This window comes from Spongiactinospora sp. TRM90649, from assembly GCF_029382225.1.
Taxonomy (GTDB): domain Bacteria; phylum Actinomycetota; class Actinomycetes; order Streptosporangiales; family Streptosporangiaceae; genus Spongiactinospora.
In genome coordinates, this window is sequence record NZ_JARLTC010000009.1 from 1 (window position 1) to 17,228 (window position 17,228).

17 protein-coding genes and 1 pseudogene are annotated in these 17,228 nt (G+C 67.9%); 5 read left to right on the forward strand and 13 right to left on the reverse strand.

Going from position 1 to position 17,228, the window contains the following annotated elements; all coding sequences use genetic code 11:
• Window positions 1-74: 74 nt before the first annotated feature.
• The 13 genes and pseudogenes from P3X83_RS12520 to P3X83_RS12580 form a co-directional block, all read right to left on the reverse strand.
• Window positions 75-452: pseudogene (locus P3X83_RS12520) on the reverse strand (transposase family protein); the annotation flags it as partial.
• Window positions 453-624: 172 nt separating this feature from the next.
• Window positions 625-1,770 (reverse strand): thiolase family protein, encoded by a 1,146-nt coding sequence (locus P3X83_RS12525; protein WP_277305170.1) that lies wholly within the window; start codon window positions 1,768-1,770, stop codon window positions 625-627.
• Between the two features lie 60 nt (window positions 1,771-1,830).
• A complete protein-coding gene (locus P3X83_RS12530; RefSeq protein ID WP_277305171.1) occupies window positions 1,831-2,772 on the reverse strand; it encodes a cyclase family protein in 942 nt (313 codons plus the stop codon).
• A 115-nt stretch (window positions 2,773-2,887) separates the two neighbouring features.
• Window positions 2,888-4,471 (reverse strand): amidase, encoded by a 1,584-nt coding sequence (locus tag P3X83_RS12535; protein ID WP_277305172.1) that lies wholly within the window; start codon window positions 4,469-4,471, stop codon window positions 2,888-2,890.
• 73 nt (window positions 4,472-4,544) lie between these two features.
• Window positions 4,545-5,729 carry an acyl-CoA dehydrogenase family protein gene (locus P3X83_RS12540; RefSeq protein WP_277305173.1) on the reverse strand — a complete coding sequence of 395 codons (1,185 nt, stop codon included), beginning with the start codon at window positions 5,727-5,729 and terminating at the stop codon, window positions 4,545-4,547.
• 16 nt (window positions 5,730-5,745) lie between these two features.
• Window positions 5,746-6,060, reverse strand: a complete 315-nt coding sequence (locus P3X83_RS12545) for a hypothetical protein (RefSeq protein ID WP_277305174.1) — start codon at window positions 6,058-6,060, stop codon at window positions 5,746-5,748.
• A gap of 8 nt (window positions 6,061-6,068) precedes the next feature.
• A complete protein-coding gene (locus P3X83_RS12550) occupies window positions 6,069-7,886 on the reverse strand; it encodes an acyclic terpene utilization AtuA family protein (protein ID WP_277305175.1) in 1,818 nt (605 codons plus the stop codon).
• A 25-nt stretch (window positions 7,887-7,911) separates the two neighbouring features.
• Entirely contained in the window at window positions 7,912-8,244 is a 333-nt protein-coding gene (locus P3X83_RS12555) for an acyl dehydratase (protein WP_346742704.1), read from the reverse strand.
• A 116-nt stretch (window positions 8,245-8,360) separates the two neighbouring features.
• Window positions 8,361-8,864 carry a MaoC family dehydratase N-terminal domain-containing protein gene (locus tag P3X83_RS12560; protein ID WP_277305177.1) on the reverse strand — a complete coding sequence of 168 codons (504 nt, stop codon included), beginning with the start codon at window positions 8,862-8,864 and terminating at the stop codon, window positions 8,361-8,363.
• An 8-nt stretch (window positions 8,865-8,872) separates the two neighbouring features.
• The gene (locus P3X83_RS12565) at window positions 8,873-10,069 is read right to left on the reverse strand and encodes a CoA transferase (RefSeq protein WP_277305178.1); all 1,197 of its coding nucleotides are present in this window, start codon (window positions 10,067-10,069) and stop codon (window positions 8,873-8,875) included.
• Window positions 10,070-10,235: 166 nt separating this feature from the next.
• Window positions 10,236-10,814, reverse strand: coding sequence for a nuclear transport factor 2 family protein (locus P3X83_RS12570; protein ID WP_277305179.1), 579 nt, complete (start codon window positions 10,812-10,814; stop codon window positions 10,236-10,238).
• 19 nt (window positions 10,815-10,833) lie between these two features.
• Window positions 10,834-11,463, reverse strand: coding sequence for a nitroreductase family protein (locus P3X83_RS12575; protein WP_277305180.1), 630 nt, complete (start codon window positions 11,461-11,463; stop codon window positions 10,834-10,836).
• Window positions 11,464-11,595: 132 nt separating this feature from the next.
• Entirely contained in the window at window positions 11,596-12,399 is an 804-nt protein-coding gene (locus P3X83_RS12580; protein WP_277305181.1) for an enoyl-CoA hydratase/isomerase family protein, read from the reverse strand.
• A gap of 147 nt (window positions 12,400-12,546) precedes the next feature.
• Here P3X83_RS12580 and P3X83_RS12585 point away from each other — a divergent pair, with 147 nt between their 5' ends.
• The 5 genes from P3X83_RS12585 to P3X83_RS12605 are packed head-to-tail and all read left to right on the forward strand — an operon-like array spanning window position 12,547 to window position 17,169.
• Window positions 12,547-13,329: an enoyl-CoA hydratase-related protein gene (locus P3X83_RS12585; protein ID WP_277305182.1), complete on the forward strand. Its 783-nt coding sequence runs from the start codon at window positions 12,547-12,549 to the stop codon at window positions 13,327-13,329.
• A 17-nt stretch (window positions 13,330-13,346) separates the two neighbouring features.
• Window positions 13,347-14,159, forward strand: coding sequence for an enoyl-CoA hydratase-related protein (locus P3X83_RS12590; RefSeq protein WP_277305183.1), 813 nt, complete (start codon window positions 13,347-13,349; stop codon window positions 14,157-14,159).
• A 30-nt stretch (window positions 14,160-14,189) separates the two neighbouring features.
• A complete protein-coding gene (locus tag P3X83_RS12595; RefSeq protein ID WP_277305184.1) occupies window positions 14,190-15,341 on the forward strand; it encodes an acyl-CoA dehydrogenase family protein in 1,152 nt (383 codons plus the stop codon).
• Entirely contained in the window at window positions 15,338-16,414 is a 1,077-nt protein-coding gene (locus tag P3X83_RS12600) for an acyl-CoA dehydrogenase family protein (RefSeq protein WP_277305185.1), read from the forward strand. Before P3X83_RS12595 ends, P3X83_RS12600 begins: the two co-directional genes overlap by 4 nt.
• On the forward strand, window positions 16,411-17,169 hold the full coding sequence (locus tag P3X83_RS12605; protein WP_277305186.1) for a crotonase/enoyl-CoA hydratase family protein: 759 nt from the start codon (window positions 16,411-16,413) through the stop codon (window positions 17,167-17,169). The genes P3X83_RS12600 and P3X83_RS12605 overlap by 4 nt, the downstream gene beginning before the upstream one ends.
• Window positions 17,170-17,228 lie beyond the last annotated feature (59 nt).

Below are 17,228 nucleotides of genomic sequence, written 5' to 3' on the forward strand. Positions count from 1 at the left end.
CCCCCCGAAGCGTTAAGGTGATCCACCTAAGTCGTTTACCCATGGTGATCATTTCCACACTTAGAGTGATACCCCCGGACGTTCATGCCGTGATGTCGGTGTTTGCCCGAGTAGTACGGCCGGTCGGCGGCGACACGGTCGATCGGGATGAGCGTGCCGTCCAGCACGACGAAGGCGTATCCAGCGCGCTTTGCCGTGCGTAGCGCTTGGTCCAGGGTGGGCGAACGCTGCGCGAGCAGGGCCACGGCCTCATGAACGTAGCGCCAGGCGGTGGCCGCCCCGACGCCGAATCCTGCCGCGACCTCGGCGAATGTCTCACCCTTGCGCAGGTGGACCAGGACGAGCATGGCCTGCTGCCCGGGGTTGAGCCGGCGCCAGGTCGAACCGATCGAGGTTCGATGGCGGCGGATCACGCCGGCCAGGTAGGTCAGGGTCCGGCGTGACAAGGGCAGCGCACCATGCGGGCATCGCGTTCCCGCAGTTCAGGGGCATATTTCCTCGGTGGTGCCATAACTCCTCACCCTTCCAGGTATCGGAGCCTCCAACCAACTCGGGGTGGCCCAGGGCGCCTGTGCCCCGAGCGGAGAGCCTCGGGTGGCCGGATTCAGGCGTCCGCAGGGTTGCTCAGGGGACGAGCTCGAAGATCGTTGCATTCGCCTGACCGCCGCCTTCGCACATCGTCTGAAGTCCGTAGCGAACTCCGCGGTCAGCCATGTGGTGGATCAACGTTGTGGCGATGCGTGCGCCGGATCCACCGAGCGGGTGGCCGAGCGCGATTGCACCGCCGATTGGGTTGAGTGCTGATTCGGGGACGTCGTACACGGCCTGCCAAGCGAGTGGCACCGAGGCGAATGCCTCGTTCACCTCGAATGCCCCGATCTCATCGATGCCCAGGCCGGCCTTCGCCAGCGCTTTCGCGGTTGCCGGGATCGGTCCCGTCAGCATGATGTTCGGCTCGCTGCCCACCACGACCGCCGTGTGAACCCGCGCGAGAGGCTTCCATCCGTGTGCGCTCGCGATGTCCGAGGTGGTGATCAGCAGGGCAGCGGCCCCGTCACTGATCTGGGAGCTGTTGCCAGCGCTGACGACGCCGCCCTCGAGGAAAGGAGTCCGCAGGTTGGCCAGTATTTCGGCCGAGCAGTCCGGACGCACTCCCTCGTCGAGGCTCACGACTCCTTCGGGGGTCTCGATCCCCACGATCTCCGCGTCGAAGGCTCCGGCGGCGGCGGCGCTCGCGGCTCGTCGGTGGGAACGCTCGGCGTAAGCATCGAGTTCGCCGCGACCCAACGACCACTCGCGGGCGATCTGCTCGGCGCCGAGGCCTTGGTTCGGCAGACCGTCCCCATAGCGCTTCGCGTACAGCTCCCCGAGCGGGGACTGATCGCCGACGGCCGACCCCATGGGGACTCGTGACATCGACTCGACCCCGCCGGCCACGACGACGTCGTAGTGCCCGGCGATGACGCCCGCGGAGGCGAAGTGAACGGCCTGCTGGGACGAGCCACATTGACGGTCGACCGTGGTGCCGGGGACCGACTCCGGCCACCCCGCCGACAGCACCGACGTACGCGCGATGTCGAAGGTCTGTTCACCGACCTGGCTGACACAACCCCAGATCACGTCGTCCACCACCGCCGGGTCCAGCGACACGCGATCCGCGAGGGCCGCGAGCACTCGCGCGGACAAGTCAGCGGGATGGACGCCCGAGAGCGCTCCTGCCCGCTTGCCGATGGGGGACCTGACAGCCGCCACGACGACAGCGTCTCGCATGAAATCTCCTTGAACTTACTTCGGCTTGTCGGCTTGTACGTTCGATTCAGCGGACCGGGCTCAGTCCTTGCGGAAGGGAAAGGCCCACGGACGGAGCGGCGCCCCGGTGGCGCCGCGCAGGCGCAGACACGCTGCGAAGAATCCGAACTCGTACACCTCCGCCGCGGCGAGCGCCTCCAGATCGAGCACCTCGATCAGGGGCGCACCCGCCTCGGCGAGAAGATAGGTGTGCACCGGCGTGTAGTTGTCGGGGTCGGTCGACGGCCCCTGCTCGACGCACACGGTGTCGGAGCCGACGATCATCGCCCCCTTCTCGACGAGGTGCACCGCGGCGGCGCGGGTCAATCCGGGCGGGTTCTCACCCCACGCCGTGGCGTCGGGCCACGCCCGCATCCTGCCCGTCCGGGAGAGCACGACGTCACCGAGCTGGATCTCGACGCCCTGCGTGGCGAGGCACTCGTCGACGTCCTCTGGGGTGATCCCGTACTGATCGGGGAGCATGTCGACACCGCGCAGGCCGGCGAAGTCGAGGAGGACGCCTCGAGCCACGATCGGCGGCATCTTGTCGGCGCCCGCGACTCGCCAGTGCCGGGTTCCGAGGTGCTCCCGCTCGGTGAAGTTGTTGTAGATGCGCCCGTTGTAGCCGTAGTGATTGAGCGTGTCGATGTGGGTACCGGTGTGCGTGTACATCATCACCGTGTCGCCGGAGTAACTGATGTACTCGGTCATTTCCCGCGAGATGCCCGGGAGCTCGTCGACGACCGTACCGTGCGGCGTGTGCGTCATCCAGATTTGGTACGCTGGATCTCCGAGTAGCTGCCACGAGGGCATCCCGATGAAGTAGTCCACGGACAGATCGAACATCTCGGTGGCATCGATGCGACTGATGACGGCGGCGCGGGATTCCGGGCTCATCAGGTTGAGGCGGCCGATCTCGTCCTCGGGCCCGTAGGGACTCGTGGCCACTTGGCGGTTGGCGCCGGATGCCGGGTTGTCGGACATGTGGGTTCCTCCTGGGGGGTTCGACTGGGGGGTTCGACTGGGGGGTTCGACTGTGCGGGTGGACCGCGGTCGCCCCGTCGGCATGGGGCGGTCGTTGCGGCGGGGCGGAGATGGGCTAGTCCCCTGGCATGGCCGGGGCCGCCAGATGGAAAGAGGTCAGCCGTTGGTACGCGTCAGCCACTCGCAGGACGGTGGCCTCGTCGAACGGCTTTCCGATGATTTGCATGGAGACGGGCATACCGACTCCGTCGAAGCCGATGGGAACGGCACATGCCGGGAGCCCGGTCAGGTTCCACTGTGACGTGAACGACGCGCTGGACCAGCGATCCATCATCATGGGATCGGTCTCCATGAGGAGCCGCGCTCCCGTCGGCATGGTCGGCATGATCAGCACGTCGCAGGCGCGCATCGCCTCGGACACCTCGCGGTCGAACGCGGCCGCGATCTTCTTCGCCTGGACGTAGTCCGCGCCGCCGTACAGCGCTCCTCGGGCGAGCAGTCCGCGCGCATAGCGCCCGTACGTGGCCCAGTGCGCCACCAGATCGTCCCGGTGATAGGCGAACGCCTCGCACAGCAGCACGATCTGGCACGCGATCCTCGCCATGTCGGCGTTGGGCAGGCTCACCTCCGCCACGCCGGCGCCCGCCTCTCGCAGTGCGGAGATGGCCGCGGTCACCCGCGTCCTGACCGGATCGGAGACGTTTCCGGTGTCGAAGAAGTAGCGCTTCGGCCAGCCGATCCGCAGGCCTTGCACAGAGCCGTCCAGCGCATCGAGATACCGCGGGACCGGCCACCGGGTCGAGCCGCTGTCGCTCGGGTCATGGTCGGCGATCACCTGAAACATCAGGGCGCAGTCCCACGCGGTGCGCGCGATGGGGCCGACGGTGTCGAGGCTCGGCGACAGCGGCACCGTCCCATTGGTCGAGACGCGCCCGAGGCTCACCTTGAGGCCGGTCACGCCGTTGAGCGCGGAGGGATGCCTGATCGAGCCGGCGGTATCGGTGCCCAGTCCCCCCAGGGCCAGGCCGGAGGCGACCGCGATGGCCGTGCCAGAGCTCGATCCCCCGGCGTAGCGATCGGCGGCCCATGAATTGCGTGGCATCGGGAAACCGGTGGCGGGGTCGTTCAGTCCGAGAGCGAACTCGTTCGTCGTCGTCTTGCCGACAATGATCGCGCCGGCTTCCCGCAGGCGTGCCACGGCGGTCGCGTCGCCGTCGCTCCGCCACTGCCGGGGCGCGACCAGACTGTTCGCCCGTGTGGGTCCCTCGACCGTGGCGATGACGTCCTTGATCGCCAGCGGGATCCCGTGCAGCGGGCCTCGGTCCTGTCCGGCGGTCAGTTCGCGGTCCGCACGCTCAGCCGCCTGGAGGGCGGCGTCGCGGAATGTGCTGACGTACGCCCCGAGCCTCGCGTCGAGACGATCGATGCGCGTGAAGGCGTCGTTCGTGAGCTCGACCGCTGTCGTCGTCCCGTCGCGAAGCGAGGAGGCGGTGTTCTGGATCGTCGGGACGGTGGCCCGGGTACGGATGGGATCAGCCGCGTCGGCCGACTTGAACGCCGATGGCGTCGAGGTGTCGCGCGCGATTCCGTCGGCGCCCGTCCGGTGCAGCTCGTCGGCCTGGTGCCGCAGCGTCTGGTAGTCGTGCGCGATGGAGGTGATCTCGTCGGCGCTCATCGTCAGGCCGACGACGTCGAACATGGTGCGCACCCGCCGCTCAGCCGATGTCATCGCGCGACGGGTTCCCGGTGAAGGGACGAGCGGACGCCCGAGGTCATCGGTCGATCCAGCTCGTGTAGCGGCCCTTGAGCATGTCACGACTGATGATCATCCGCTGGGTCTCGGTGGAGCCTTCACCGATCCTGCGGATCCGCAGCTCGCGGTACCAGCGTTCGAGCGGGAGGTCCTTCGAGACCCCGTATCCACCGTGGATCTGCATGGCGCGGTCGACCACTCGACCGGCCGCCTCCGTAGCGACGATCTTGGCGATCGCCACCTCGGTGCGGAACGGCCGGCCGCTGTCCGCTCGTTCGGCGGCGTCCAGCGTGATGGCCGCCGCGGCCCGGAGATCGATCTCGTTGTCGACGAGCATCCACTGGATCCCCTCGTGGTCCGCGAGCTTCGAGCCGAAGACCGAACGGATGCCGGCGTACTCGACGGCCATGCGGTGCGCCATCATCGCCACTCCCAGACAGCCGGCGGCGTAGGGGATGCGGTTCTTGGTCAGCCGTTCGTTGGCCATCGCGAACCCCTGGCCGACCTCCCCGAGGACCGCACCGGCCGGCACGCGCACATCCTCGAACACCAGCTCGGTCGGGTAGTGACCCGAGCGCAGGGTGTGGATCACGCGTCGCACGGTGAATCCGGGTGTGTCCGCGTCCACGATGAAACACGTGATGCCGTCGCGCCCGGACTCCTGGTCGCCGGTACGCGCGAAGACCAGCCCGAAGTCGGCCGAGTCCGCACCGCTGATGAACGTCTTGTTGCCGTTGATGATCCAGTCCGAGCCGTCCCGCTTCGCGCGGGTCTGGATCGCCCGGGCCGGGTCGCTTCCTCCGGACGGTTCGGTGAGCGCGAAGAAGGACCTCTTCTCACCCCGCAGGATCGGGAACAGGTAGCGTTCCTTCTGCTCGTCGGTCGCCTCGTACAGCTGTGCCATGTCGGGCTGGCCGAAGGCGCTGTAGCACGGCGAGTACAGACCGGCCCGATGCTGCGACATCTCCATGGCCAGCAGCGTTCGCGTCACAGTGTCCGCGCCGACTCCGCCCAGTTCTTCCGGGACGTCGAGGTTGTACAGCCCCATCTGCTTCGTCTTGGCGACGAGACCGGCCAGGACCGACGGGCTCAGTTCGCTCTCGTCGGGATCGAGCTCGAATTCCAGCGGAATGATCTCGGTGCGGACGAAACGCCGGACGTTCTCGATCAGAGTCCGCTGCGTCTCGGTGATGGCGAATCCCATGGTCGCTCCTCCAGTTCTAGTTCGATCGAATGCGTCCGGTCGGCGCATCGACGCCTACCAAGTTCCGGGGAACCGCACCGAATTCATTGACGAATACCTGAACGACCTCGCGGTAACGCGAGAGGTACGCATTGGTCCTCTCGTACCGGAAGAACAGCCCCGACTGCTTGCCGCACCACTCGTCGAGTGCCCCTCGGAGGCCGAACAAACTGTTGCCGCCGGCGAAGTCGATGGCGATGACGCCGATTTCGTCGGCGATTTGGAAGACGCCGACGGAGGCGGGCACGAGTGCCACGTTCTCAGCCGTGAGCGGAGTCCAGGGCTTGGACATGGACACACTCATCTCGTTCCCACCGCCTCGCGAGACTGATCAATGGCCGCGTGCCCCTCATGCAGGAGTGCCCGCGGAATCTCTACGAATCGTGAACGCACGTATTCACCCAGCCCTTTGGCCTGCGGATCGGGACGCGTCGTCGCGGCGACTCCGTCGCCGAGCAGACCACGCACGACGAAGTTGACGGCCCGCAGGTTGGGCAGCTCGTACCGCTCGACGACCAGTTCGGCGGCCTCGGTGAGCAGACCGCGCAACCGGTCTTCGTCGAGGTAGTTCCGCAACCACTCGAACGCCTCGTCCGTACGTGCCCAGAGTCCGATGTTGGCGTCGCCGCCCTTGTCTCCGGATCGCGCGCCGGCCACCCAGCCCAGCGGTGCGAGGATGGTGTCGTCGTCCATCGCCTGCGGCACGCGCGGCGCGTCGCCGCGGCGCGCGTCCCGGCGCGCGGTGGGTGGGCGGGGCACCGGCAGTCGCCGTCCGTCCTGGAAGACGATCTCGGGGCGCAGGACGTCGACCGGCACGAGCGTCGGCCAGTAGACCCCGTAGGCGCTGGCCGACCGTTCGGCCCGTTCGAGGTACATGCCGGGGTAGCTGGAGAGGCCGAACTCCGCGACGGCGTTGAAGAAGCGGCGCCCCACCTTGTGCTCGTCGGCGTCCTTCACCGTGATCCGGAGGCGGGCCTCTGCCTGGACGTTCTCCGGCGCGTCGGGGACATCGGTGCGCAGCAGCCGGATATCGGTCTCCGCGAACGTGTCCGGCCCGCCGAGCCCGTCGATGACGAGAGAGCGGACGGCGTGGTCGGCTTTGGCCTCGATGTCCAGCCCGGTGAGGATGAACGTCGCGCTGTTGCGGTAGCCACCTTGATAGTTGAGGCAGACCTTGGCGGTGTCGGGCGCGGGAAGGCCGCGAACGCCACTGACCCGCACGCGGTCGGTCCCGTCGCCGGACAGGTTGATGGTGTCGAATCGGGCGACGACGTCCGGGTTGAGATAGTCCGGCGCGCCGATCTCGTAGAGAACCTGCGCGGTGACCGTCTCGGCCGTCACCGCGCCACCCGTGCCCGCGTGTTTGGTGATCACGAACGAGCCGTCCAGCGCGATCTCGGCGATCGGGTAGCCCGGCCGTTCTCTGTTCGGCAACTCGGAGAAGAAGGAGAAGTTGCCGCCGGTGGCTTGGGGACCGCATTCGAGGATGTGCCCGGCGGCGACGGCGCCGGCCAGCCGGTCCCAGTCGTCGAGCCGCCAGTCGAACGCCCAGGCCGCCGGCCCGACCACCAGCGAGGCATCGGTCACCCGAGGACACACCACGATGTCGGCGCCGGCGCGCAGCGCCTCGGTGATGCCCCAGCCGCCCAGGTAGACGTTGGCGGTCACGGGCTCGACGTCAGCCTCGGCGAGGCTCTTCCCGGAACTGAGGTGTGCCAGGGGATGCCCCTGCCGCTGGAGCTCCGGAATGCGGTCGAGAATGTCGTCGCCTTCGATGTGGGCGATGCTGGGATGGAGTCCGAGTCGCGTGGCCAGGCGTCCGAGTTCGATCGCGAGCCCGCCGGGATTGAGCCCACCGGCGTTGGTGACGACCTTGATGTCACGGTCCAGGCAGGTGCCGAGCACCTGTTCCATCTGCGCCAGGAACGTCGTCGCGTAGCCACCACCCGGGTCGCGCCGCCGGCTCTTCCAGAGGATCATCATGGTCAGCTCGGCGAGGTAGTCGCCGGTCAGGACGTCGAGTGGGCCGCCCTCGACCATCTCACGGGCCGCAGCGAAACGATCTCCGTAGTATCCCGAACAGTTTCCGATCCGGAGGATGTCGCGTGTTGCCGACATGTTCACCTTTTCCGTCTATTCATGGTCACAGCGGCAATGCGATCGTGGCGGTCGCGAGGGCGCACACCGTGTTGTCGGATTCCCGGGTCTCGGTGAGGTTGAGGTGGACAAGCCCATGGCCTTCTTCGACCTGCTCGACACCCGTGACCTCACCGGCACAGACGAGAACATCGCCGGGAACCGCGTAACGCCGGACCGACACCCCCAGCCTGGTCAGCCGTCCGCCCGCGCCCATCCACTCCGTGCACAACGTCACCAGGAAGGCGCCGTGCAGATGAGACTGGACGAGGACGTCCGGATACCCCTCGTGCGCGGCGTAGTCGGGATCGAAGTGGATGCGATGGGTGTTCCAGGTCACCGCGCTGTACCTGAAAAGCTGCAGCCTGGTCGGAACATGGCGCGTTTCCGGCAACCGGTCACCGACGCGGACGGCGCCGAACCGGAGGTCTCGGCTGGTCGCAGTGCTCGAACCGCTCATCGGAGCAAAACCTTCCGTGTCGAGGTCACCAAGGGGAGTCCGTCGTCGTCGACGAATTCATGCCGGTAGCGAACGACGATGAACTGGCCGTTTCGCCCGTGCAGCAGTTCGGCGTCGATCATCGTCGATCGCTCCACAACGCTCGTACCGGCCGTGATGGGTGCGTGGAACTCCATGTCCTCACCGCCGCCCATCACCCGTACGCCGCTGGTGGGGATGCCCTCCAGTTGCAGTGTCTTCGGCGTGCCGTCGGCGCGGAGATCATCAGCGGCGGGGCCTTCGTCCCAGCAGGTGATCGCCGTCACCAGGTTGGGCGGCGCCACGATGTCCGCGTATCCGCGGCTGCGGGCGAATGTGGTATCGAAGTACAAGGGGTTCGACTCGCCGATGGCGCGGGCGTAGCGCCGGATCATCAGGGCGGTGATCGGCCCGAGCGAGTGGGTGGTTTCGGAGCCGATCTTGATTCGGATCGAGTCGAGCAGCGTCTCGTCAACGGGCATGGATTCTCCTAGACAACGTTCTCGTCGCGCAGTTGCCGGACTTCGGCGGCGTCCAGGCCGAGCCGCTGTCCGAGGACGTCCTCGGTGTGCTCGCCGAGGACGGGTGCCGCTTCGGCCGGCACCGCCGCCGACGCCGCAAGGCGCAGCGGACTGCCGAAGACGTACGACGGCCGGCCCTCCGCGTCGCTCACCGGCCGGATCATGCCATCGACGCCGACGAGCGGCCCGGACATGACGTCGGACAGACTGAGCACGGCCGCGCACGGCACCCCGGCTGCCTGCAACCGGTCCACCACGTCGTCACGAGCGAGGTCCACGGTCCACATCGCGACGATCTCGTCGAGCTTGTCCATCTGCGCCACGCGAGCGGGTGGTGACGCGAACGCGGGGTCGCCGGCGAGATCCTCACGATCCATCAGGCGGCACAGCGCCTGCCAGTGCCCGTCGGCCATGCACAAGATCGCCACCCAGCCGTCCGCCGTCGGATAGACGTTGTAGGGGCAGACCGCCAGCCCCCCGTGCCTGTTCCCGGTTCGCTCGGGAAGCGTCCCGCCGCTGTCGAGATATCCGGCGATGCTGGAGGTCAGCGAGGGTATGACGGCGTCCTGCATCGCGACCTCGACATGCTGGCCTCGCCCGGTCACCGTGCGCTGATAGAGCGCCGCGGCGATCGCCCCCATCAAGTGCGTGCCACCGAAGAAGTCGGCGACCGCGGGCCCCGCCTTGGTCGGCGGCTGGTCGGGCTGTCCGGTCGTCGCCATCACTCCGGTCACGGCCTGGATGGTCAGATCCATGGCTCGCTGCCCGGCTTGTGGCGTGGAGGCACCGTAGCCCCGTCCGGATGCGAGGATGATCCGCTCGTTGGCCTGCGTCAGAACGTCGTAACCGAGGGACAGCCGCTGCAGTGTGCCGGGAGCGAAGTTCTCCACGACCACGTCCGCCTGCGCGACCAGACTCAGGAACAGTTCCCGCCCACGGGGATTCTTCAGATCCAGCCGCAGGCTCTTCTTTCCGCCGTTGAGCAGGCCGAACGCAGCCGTCTGCTGCTCGCCGACGACGCGCCACCGCACGGGCTCGCCGCCGAACGGCTCGATCTTGATGATCTCCGCACCGAGTTGCGCCAGCAGCATGGTGCAGTAGGGTCCGTTGTACACCTGGCTGAGGTCGAGTACGACGATGCCATCGAGAGCCCGCGGTTCCGTCAAGGCAGATCCTTTCTCCGGGAGGGGACGGTGCGAACGGCGCGACAGAGCGTCCCCGGTTGAGCTGTACCGGCGCCCCGGGCTGGAGCAAAAAACATACTCCTGCGTAGTTCGTTACAAAAGGTTGGTTTAGGGCCGAGATCGACGAGGGGCAGACCGCTCCGGCTTCCTACCGTCGGAGCGCGGCCAGTTCACGTAAAGCGAGGACGGCCGGATCGAGGTCGTCACTGGAGCCGCGACGGAAGGTGTCCGCTTTGGGCGCCGACGGCGCTGCACCGAGCTCGCGGCTCCAGTCGATCACACAAATGCGCCGCAGAATCCGCCAGTCACCGTCACGCTTCTCGAGCCTGTCGACATACCGACCGCCGAACAGGCCGATGGGCGCGACCGACCCGGAGCCGTCGAGGTCTTCCATGTAACAGAGGAAGTAGGCCTCGGAGACGGCGGCCCCGGCCCGAACCTCGATGAGGACGTTCCCGATGAGGTGCTGCCTGACGCCCTGTCCAGCCGGGTGCTTTCGAAGTCTCGCCGTGAATTCCTCGACGGTCCCACTGGCATAGCCGTGGTCGTCGTACGCTCCCGGGTGATAACAGGCCGCGACCATGTCAATGTCGCCGCGATCGATGCCATGTGCGTACCGCAGGACGACTCGGGTGATGTCCCGTTCATCCATCAGTAGTTGCAGGAGCTCGGAAACGGGCACTTCGTCAAGTGCGCTGTGGCCATCGAGGGCCCGCCGTTCTGTCACGGCAGATCCTTTCTCATCGTCAGTCCGTCCACCGGTTCCAGCGGGTGATGGTCTCGACGGGGGGACGTTCGGCGGGTTTGAACTCGTCGCCGATCGTGTAGGCGACGGGAAGCAGGGCGACGGGTGTCATCGTGTCGGGCAGCCGCAAAACCTCGGTGTATCGCCGCTCGTCGTCGCCCACGAACGGCGTTGTCAGCACCGAGCCCATCCGGCGGGACCGCAGCGCGAGTTGCAGGTTCCAGATCGCCGGGAAGATCGAGCCGTAGAACGCGGCCGGATGTGTCGCGTTGGGTTCGTCGAGTCGTCCCTGGACGCACGGCACGATGAGCACCGGGACCTGCGCCAGGACCGTGGCCAGATACCGGGCGCTGTCGTAGACGCGCCTGGTCTGTGGATCCTTGATGTGCGGATACCGCCGGTCGATGACCGCCAGGGTCTGGCCCGCGTAGATGTCCGCCACCTTCGCGCGCACCTCGGGGTCGTCCACGACCAACCAGCGCCACGCCTGCTTGTTGCCGCCCGTGGGCGCCTGCACCGCAAGTCGAAGGCATTCGAGGATCACGTCGCGCTCGACCGGCCGCCCGAGATCGAGCCGACGACGTACGGCGCGGGTCGTGGAAAGGAGTTGATCTGTTGCCGCGATGTCCATCAGGTCTCCCCTGGGCAAGTCATTGACACGGCCCGGCTCGTTCGAGCTTCGTTCGTCCCGTTCGACGTAACCCGGGTAAGTGCAGAGTCTGCCCCTCGGTGCCGTACTCGGCGACGCCGGGGTGGTGTGTAGTCACGCGTTCGCCTGGGCGCCGGTGTGCTTGTCGGTCTTCTTGTCGCCCTTGGCGAGGAACTCGGCGACGCGGGCCTTGATGTCATCGGTGCCGAAGGATTCGTATTCGGCGGCGAGAGCGAAACTGAGCACGCTGTTCGCCGAGTCGAGCAGGTGCATGTTGAGGGCGCGCTTGGTGTCGCGCACCGACTGGGCCGGCAGTGCGGCGAAGCGGTGCGCGATCGCCTTCGCGGTCCGCATCACCTCACCTGCGGGTACCACCCGGTTGCACAGCCCGAGCCGCCTGGCTTCGGCGGCCGGGATCCGGTCACCGAGCAGCAGGAACTCCTTGGCGGTGAGCAGGCTGGTCAGCCACGGCCAGGTGACCGCGCCACCGTCGCCGGCGACCAATCCGATGGTCACGTGCGGGTCGCTCATGAACGTGTCCTCGGCCATGACCACGAAGTCGGACATGGTGGCCAGGCTGCAGCCCAGCCCGACCGCCGGGCCGTTCACCGCCGCGACCACCGGCAGCTCACACGACATCATCGCCCGAGCCAGCCGCTCGCCTTCCCGGATGTCGCGTCGCCGCGCCACCAGGTCATGGTGATTGCGGATGAAGTTCGGCACATGCCCCCCGGCACTGAACGCCCGGCCGGCACCGGTGAGCACCACCGCACGCGCGTCCTCGTCGTCGACCAGCTGATCCCACACCCGCCGCATCGCGACATGCAGCGTGTCATCGAACGAGTTGAGCTCATCGGGCCGGTTCATCGTGACGATCCGCAAGGGACCGTCCACCTCTACCAGCAGGCCGGGCGCCAAACCCGAGTAATCCATCCGGAGCCTCCCTCCACACTCGACCCCCCGCCGCACAGTGCCACGAGATCCGTCGCCGAACGCAAAACAACCTACGTGGTAGTATGCAGACGCACCGCCGCTTTGCCAAGCAGCGCTTTAGGAGACTCGACAGTGGCAGACCTGGAATACACCGTTCAGGATGGGATCGGCACCATCCTGCTGAACCGGCCGCACCTGAAGAACGCGTTCACCCTCGACATGACCGATCAGTGGGGCGAGGCGCTGCGCTCGGCACGAACGGACCCGGGCGTACGGGTCGTCGTCGTCACCGGTGCCGGTGACGCCTTCTGCTCCGGCATCGATCTCGACGCGTTCAACGCGGAGGCCAGCGGCCCCCTTGCGCTCAAGTCCCTGCTCACCGATCGCATCCATCGGGTCGCCCATGCCGTCGAGGATCTGGACAAGCCCTTGATCGCGGCCGTGAACGGGATCGCCGTCGGCGCCGGGATGGACATGGCGCTGATGTGCGACATCCGACTTCTGGCCCGGTCGGCCCGGCTGTCCGAGGGCTACATCCGGATCGGGCTCGTGCCCGGAGACGGCGGCTGTTACTACCTGCCTCGGCTGGTCGGGATGGCCAAGGCACTCGAACTGCTGTGGACCGGGGACTTCGTGGACGCCGACGAGGCCCATCGCATCGGCATCGCCGACCACGTTCACGCCGATGAAGACTTCGCGGAGGCGTGGCGACGTTACGCGCGAAGGCTCGCGGAACAACCGCCGATCAACGTGCAGATGATCAAGAGAGCGGCCTATCAGTCCGCGCGCACCGACGTCCGGACCGCACTCGACCTGATCTCCTCGCACATGGCCGTGGTGCACAGCACACACGACTCCGCCGAGGCGATGGCCGCGTTCCGCGACCGTCGCGCCCCCGTGTTCGAGGGACGCTAGCCGGAAGTGAGTGGAACATGACCGCGGAAGCAACCTCGTCGGCCGTGCGGAGCCCGGTGATCGTCACCCGGAACGGCGCGACGGCCACCCTCACCCTGAACCGGCCCTCCCGCAAGAACGCCATCGACGATCAGGGCTGGCGCCTGCTCGGCGATGCGCTCGAGAGCCTGGCCACTGACGACGCGGTCAGGGTCGTCATCGTGACCGGGGCCGAAGGTAACTTCTGCGCGGGCGCCGACCTGGGGAGCCAGCCCCGCGACGAGCACCCCGTCTCGCGGATGCGCCGGGTCGGCAACATCGCGATCGCCCTGAGTGAACTGCCGAAGCCGGTGATCGCCAAGGTCGAAGGGGTCGCTGCGGGGGCCGGCTGGAACCTCGCGCTGGCCTGTGACTTCGTCGTCGCCTCTACGTCCGCCCGGTTCTCACAGATCTTCGCCCGGCGTGGACTGTCGATCGACTTCGGCGGATCCTGGCTCTTGCCCCGGCTCGTCGGTCTCCAACAGGCCAAGCGATTGGCGATGCTCGCCGAGATGATCAGCGCCGGGGAGGCCCAGGAGCTCGGGCTGGTGACCTGGGTCAGACCGGAGGACGAGTTGGCCGGCTTCGTCACCGAGCTGGCCCTTCGGCTCGCGGCGCTCCCACCGGTCGCGCTCGCCCAGTCGAAGGCGCTGCTACAGCAGGGCACCACGCAGACGTTGCGTGAGGCGATCGACAACGAATCGCGAGCGCAGGCGGTGAACCTGGCCACCGAGGACGCTCCAGCCGCGTTCCGCGCCTTCCTCGAGAAGGCCGAACCACCGGCGTACACCGGTCGCTGGGCATTGCGCTGAGCACTGACTGATGAGAGTGAGCCACAAGTGATGGATCTCTGGAGCCTCGAGCCCGTCGCGCTTCCGGCAGAGCTCGACGTCCTACGGAGAGGCGTGCGCGCGTTTCTGGCCGAAGAGCTGTCCTCAGGCCGGATCGCGCCGAACTGCGATCAATGGCTCGGGGGCTGGGATCACGCGTTCAGCCGGAGGTTGGGCGAGCGCGGCTGGATCGGCATGGCTTTCCCGGCACAGTACGGCGGGTCGGCCGCCGGCGCGTTGGCACGGTTCGTCGTCACCGAGGAACTCCTCGCGGCCGGAGCGCCGGTGGCCGCGCACTGGATCGCCGACCGGCAGTCCGGGCCGGGATTGCTGAGGTTCGGGACCGAGGAGCAGAAACAGGCCTTCCTTCCCAGGATCGCTCGTGGCGAGTGCTTCTTCGCCGCCGGCATGAGCGAACCCGACACCGGCTCCGATCTGGCGTCGGTGCATACCCGCGGCAGGCAGGTCGACGGCGGCTGGCGGCTCACTGGGACGAAGGTCTGGGTGAGCGGAGCGCACCGTACGCACGCCATGATCGCCCTCGCCCGAACCGAGCCTCGGACAGCCGACCGACACGCCGGATTGACCCAGTTCATCGTCGAGCTACCCGACCCCGATGTGCACATCCGACCGATCCGGCTGCTCACCGGTGAGCACCACTTCAACGAGGTCGTCCTCGATGACGTGTTCGTACCCGACGCCCGGGTGCTCGGGGAGCCCGGGTCGGGCTGGCAGCAGGTCACCAGCGAGCTGGCGATGGAACGCAGTGGTCCGGAGCGGATCCTGTCGACCTTTCCGTTGCTGGCCGTCGCCGCGGACCACCTGGCCGAGAACGGCGAACGGTCGGGCGCGTCACGGGTCGGTGCGGTGGTCGGGCGAATGTGGGCGCTGCGCCAGTTGTCTCTCGCGGTCGCCGGCCGGTTGGAGGCCGGCGCCGCACCGGCCGTGGAGGCGGCGGCGGTCAAGGACCTCGGCACCCGGTTCGAGAGTGTCGTCATCGACACCGTCCGGCTGCTGAGCCAGGTCGTCCCGGACCTCGGCTCCAACCGGCCGTTGCCTCGGATGCTGGCCGAAGCGATCCTGCACAGTCCCGGATTCACCCTGCGGGGCGGGACCAATGAGATCTTGCGCGGCGTCGTCGCCAAGGAACTGGGGGTGCGATGAGCGAGATCATCGCGGCGCTCGTGGCCACCGTGCGCGAGGCGTCCGCCGAACGGGGCGGCATCGGCGCGATGACGGCCTGCGCCGACGGTGGCTGGAACGCCGAGCTGTGGGCGGCGTTGGAGCAGATCGGTGTCACCACGGTGTCGGTGCCGGAGGAACACGGTGGCGCCGGCGGAGACGTCGCCACCGCCGTGGCCGTGCTGGAGGTGCTGGGCGAGTACTCGGCCGGCGTCCCGCTCGCCGAAACCGCGCTGCTGGCCGGTTGGCTCATCGCCGGCTGTGGCGCCACGGTGCCGTCCGGTCCGCTGACCGCCGCGGTCGCGGGCCCCGAGCTGCGGACCCGACAGGAGGACACCGGCCTGTCCGTCCAGGGGACGATCGCCCGCGTGCCCTGGGCCCGGCACGCGCACCACGTGGCCGTCCTCGACAACGGCCGCGTGATTCTGCTGGGCCGTCGTGACTTCCTGCTGGCGCAAGGGACGAACCTGGCCGGCGAGCCCCGCGACGACCTGGCCATCAACGCCGTCGTTCCCGCGTCCCGGGTCCACGGACCAGCCGCGGACTCGGCGATCTCCGTGCAGGCGTTCCACGGCCGGGCCGCGCTCGCCCGTGCCGCACTCATGGCCGGCGCCGCCCGTCGAGCCCTGGAACTGGCCGTCGCCTACGCGGGCGAGCGTGAACAGTTCGGCAGACCGATCGCGAAGTTCCAGGCTGTTCAGCAGCATCTGGCCGCGATGGCCGGCGAGGTGTTGCTGTCCAAGATGGCCGTCGAAGCCGCGGCACTCGCCCTCGACACCCGGGGCGATGCGGACGTGGCGGTCGCCGCGGCCAAGCTGGTGGCCGGCCAGATGGCCGGCGTGGTCGCTTCGCTGGCGCACCAGATCCACGGCGCGATCGGATTCACTGAGGAGCATCCACTGCGGCACAGCACCACACGCTTGTGGGCCTGGCGGGACGAGTCGGGTAACGAAGACGAGTGGTCCGGGGTCCTCGGACAGCGTGTGGTGTCCGAGGGCACCGGCGGACTGTGGCCGTTGCTGACCGGGGCGCGCGGAAATGGAGCAGACCGATGAGTGTGTCGTTCGAGTGCGCAGACGGCACCGCCGTCATCACGATCAACCGCCCGGAGAGCCGCAACGCCGTAAATCTCGAAGTGGCCCAGGGCATAGCGGCCGCGATCGACGAGTTCGAAGCACGCAAGGACCTCAGCGTCGCGATCCTGACCGGCGCGGGCGGCACCTTCTGCGCCGGCTTGGACCTCAAAGCCTTCACCCGCGGGGAGATCCCGATCATTCCGGCCCGGGGCTTCGGCGGTCTCACCGAGAAACCGCCGGCCAAGCCGTTGATCGCGGCCGTCGAGGGATGGGCTCTCGCCGGCGGGTTCGAACTCGCGCTGGCCGCCGACCTGATCGTCGCCGCACGAGACGCGAAGTTCGGCCTGCCCGAGGTCAAACGAGGTCTGGTAGCGGGGGCGGGAGGTCTGCTGCGGTTGCCGAAGGTGCTCCCCTACCGGCTGGCCATGCAGCTCGCTCTGACCGGAGAGACGCTGACGGCGGAGACAGCCCATGCACACGGACTGGTCAACGTGCTCACCGAGCCCGGGGACGCCCTGGCCGGAGCGCGTGAGCTCGCGGCGAAGGTGGCGGCCAACGGACCGCTCGCCGTCCGCACCAGCAAGCAGATCGTGTCGATGTCGATCGACTACGCGAGCACCGAGGCGTTCGCCGCCCAACAGGCCCTGGTCGAGCCGGTGCTCGCCTCCGCCGACGCACTGGAAGGCGCCCGGGCGTTCGCCGAGAAGCGGGCACCGGCCTGGACCGGCGAGTAGCAGGCTCCAGGCCGGTGCCCGCGCACTGATTTCGTGTGTCGATGCCGCGTGCGGGACCG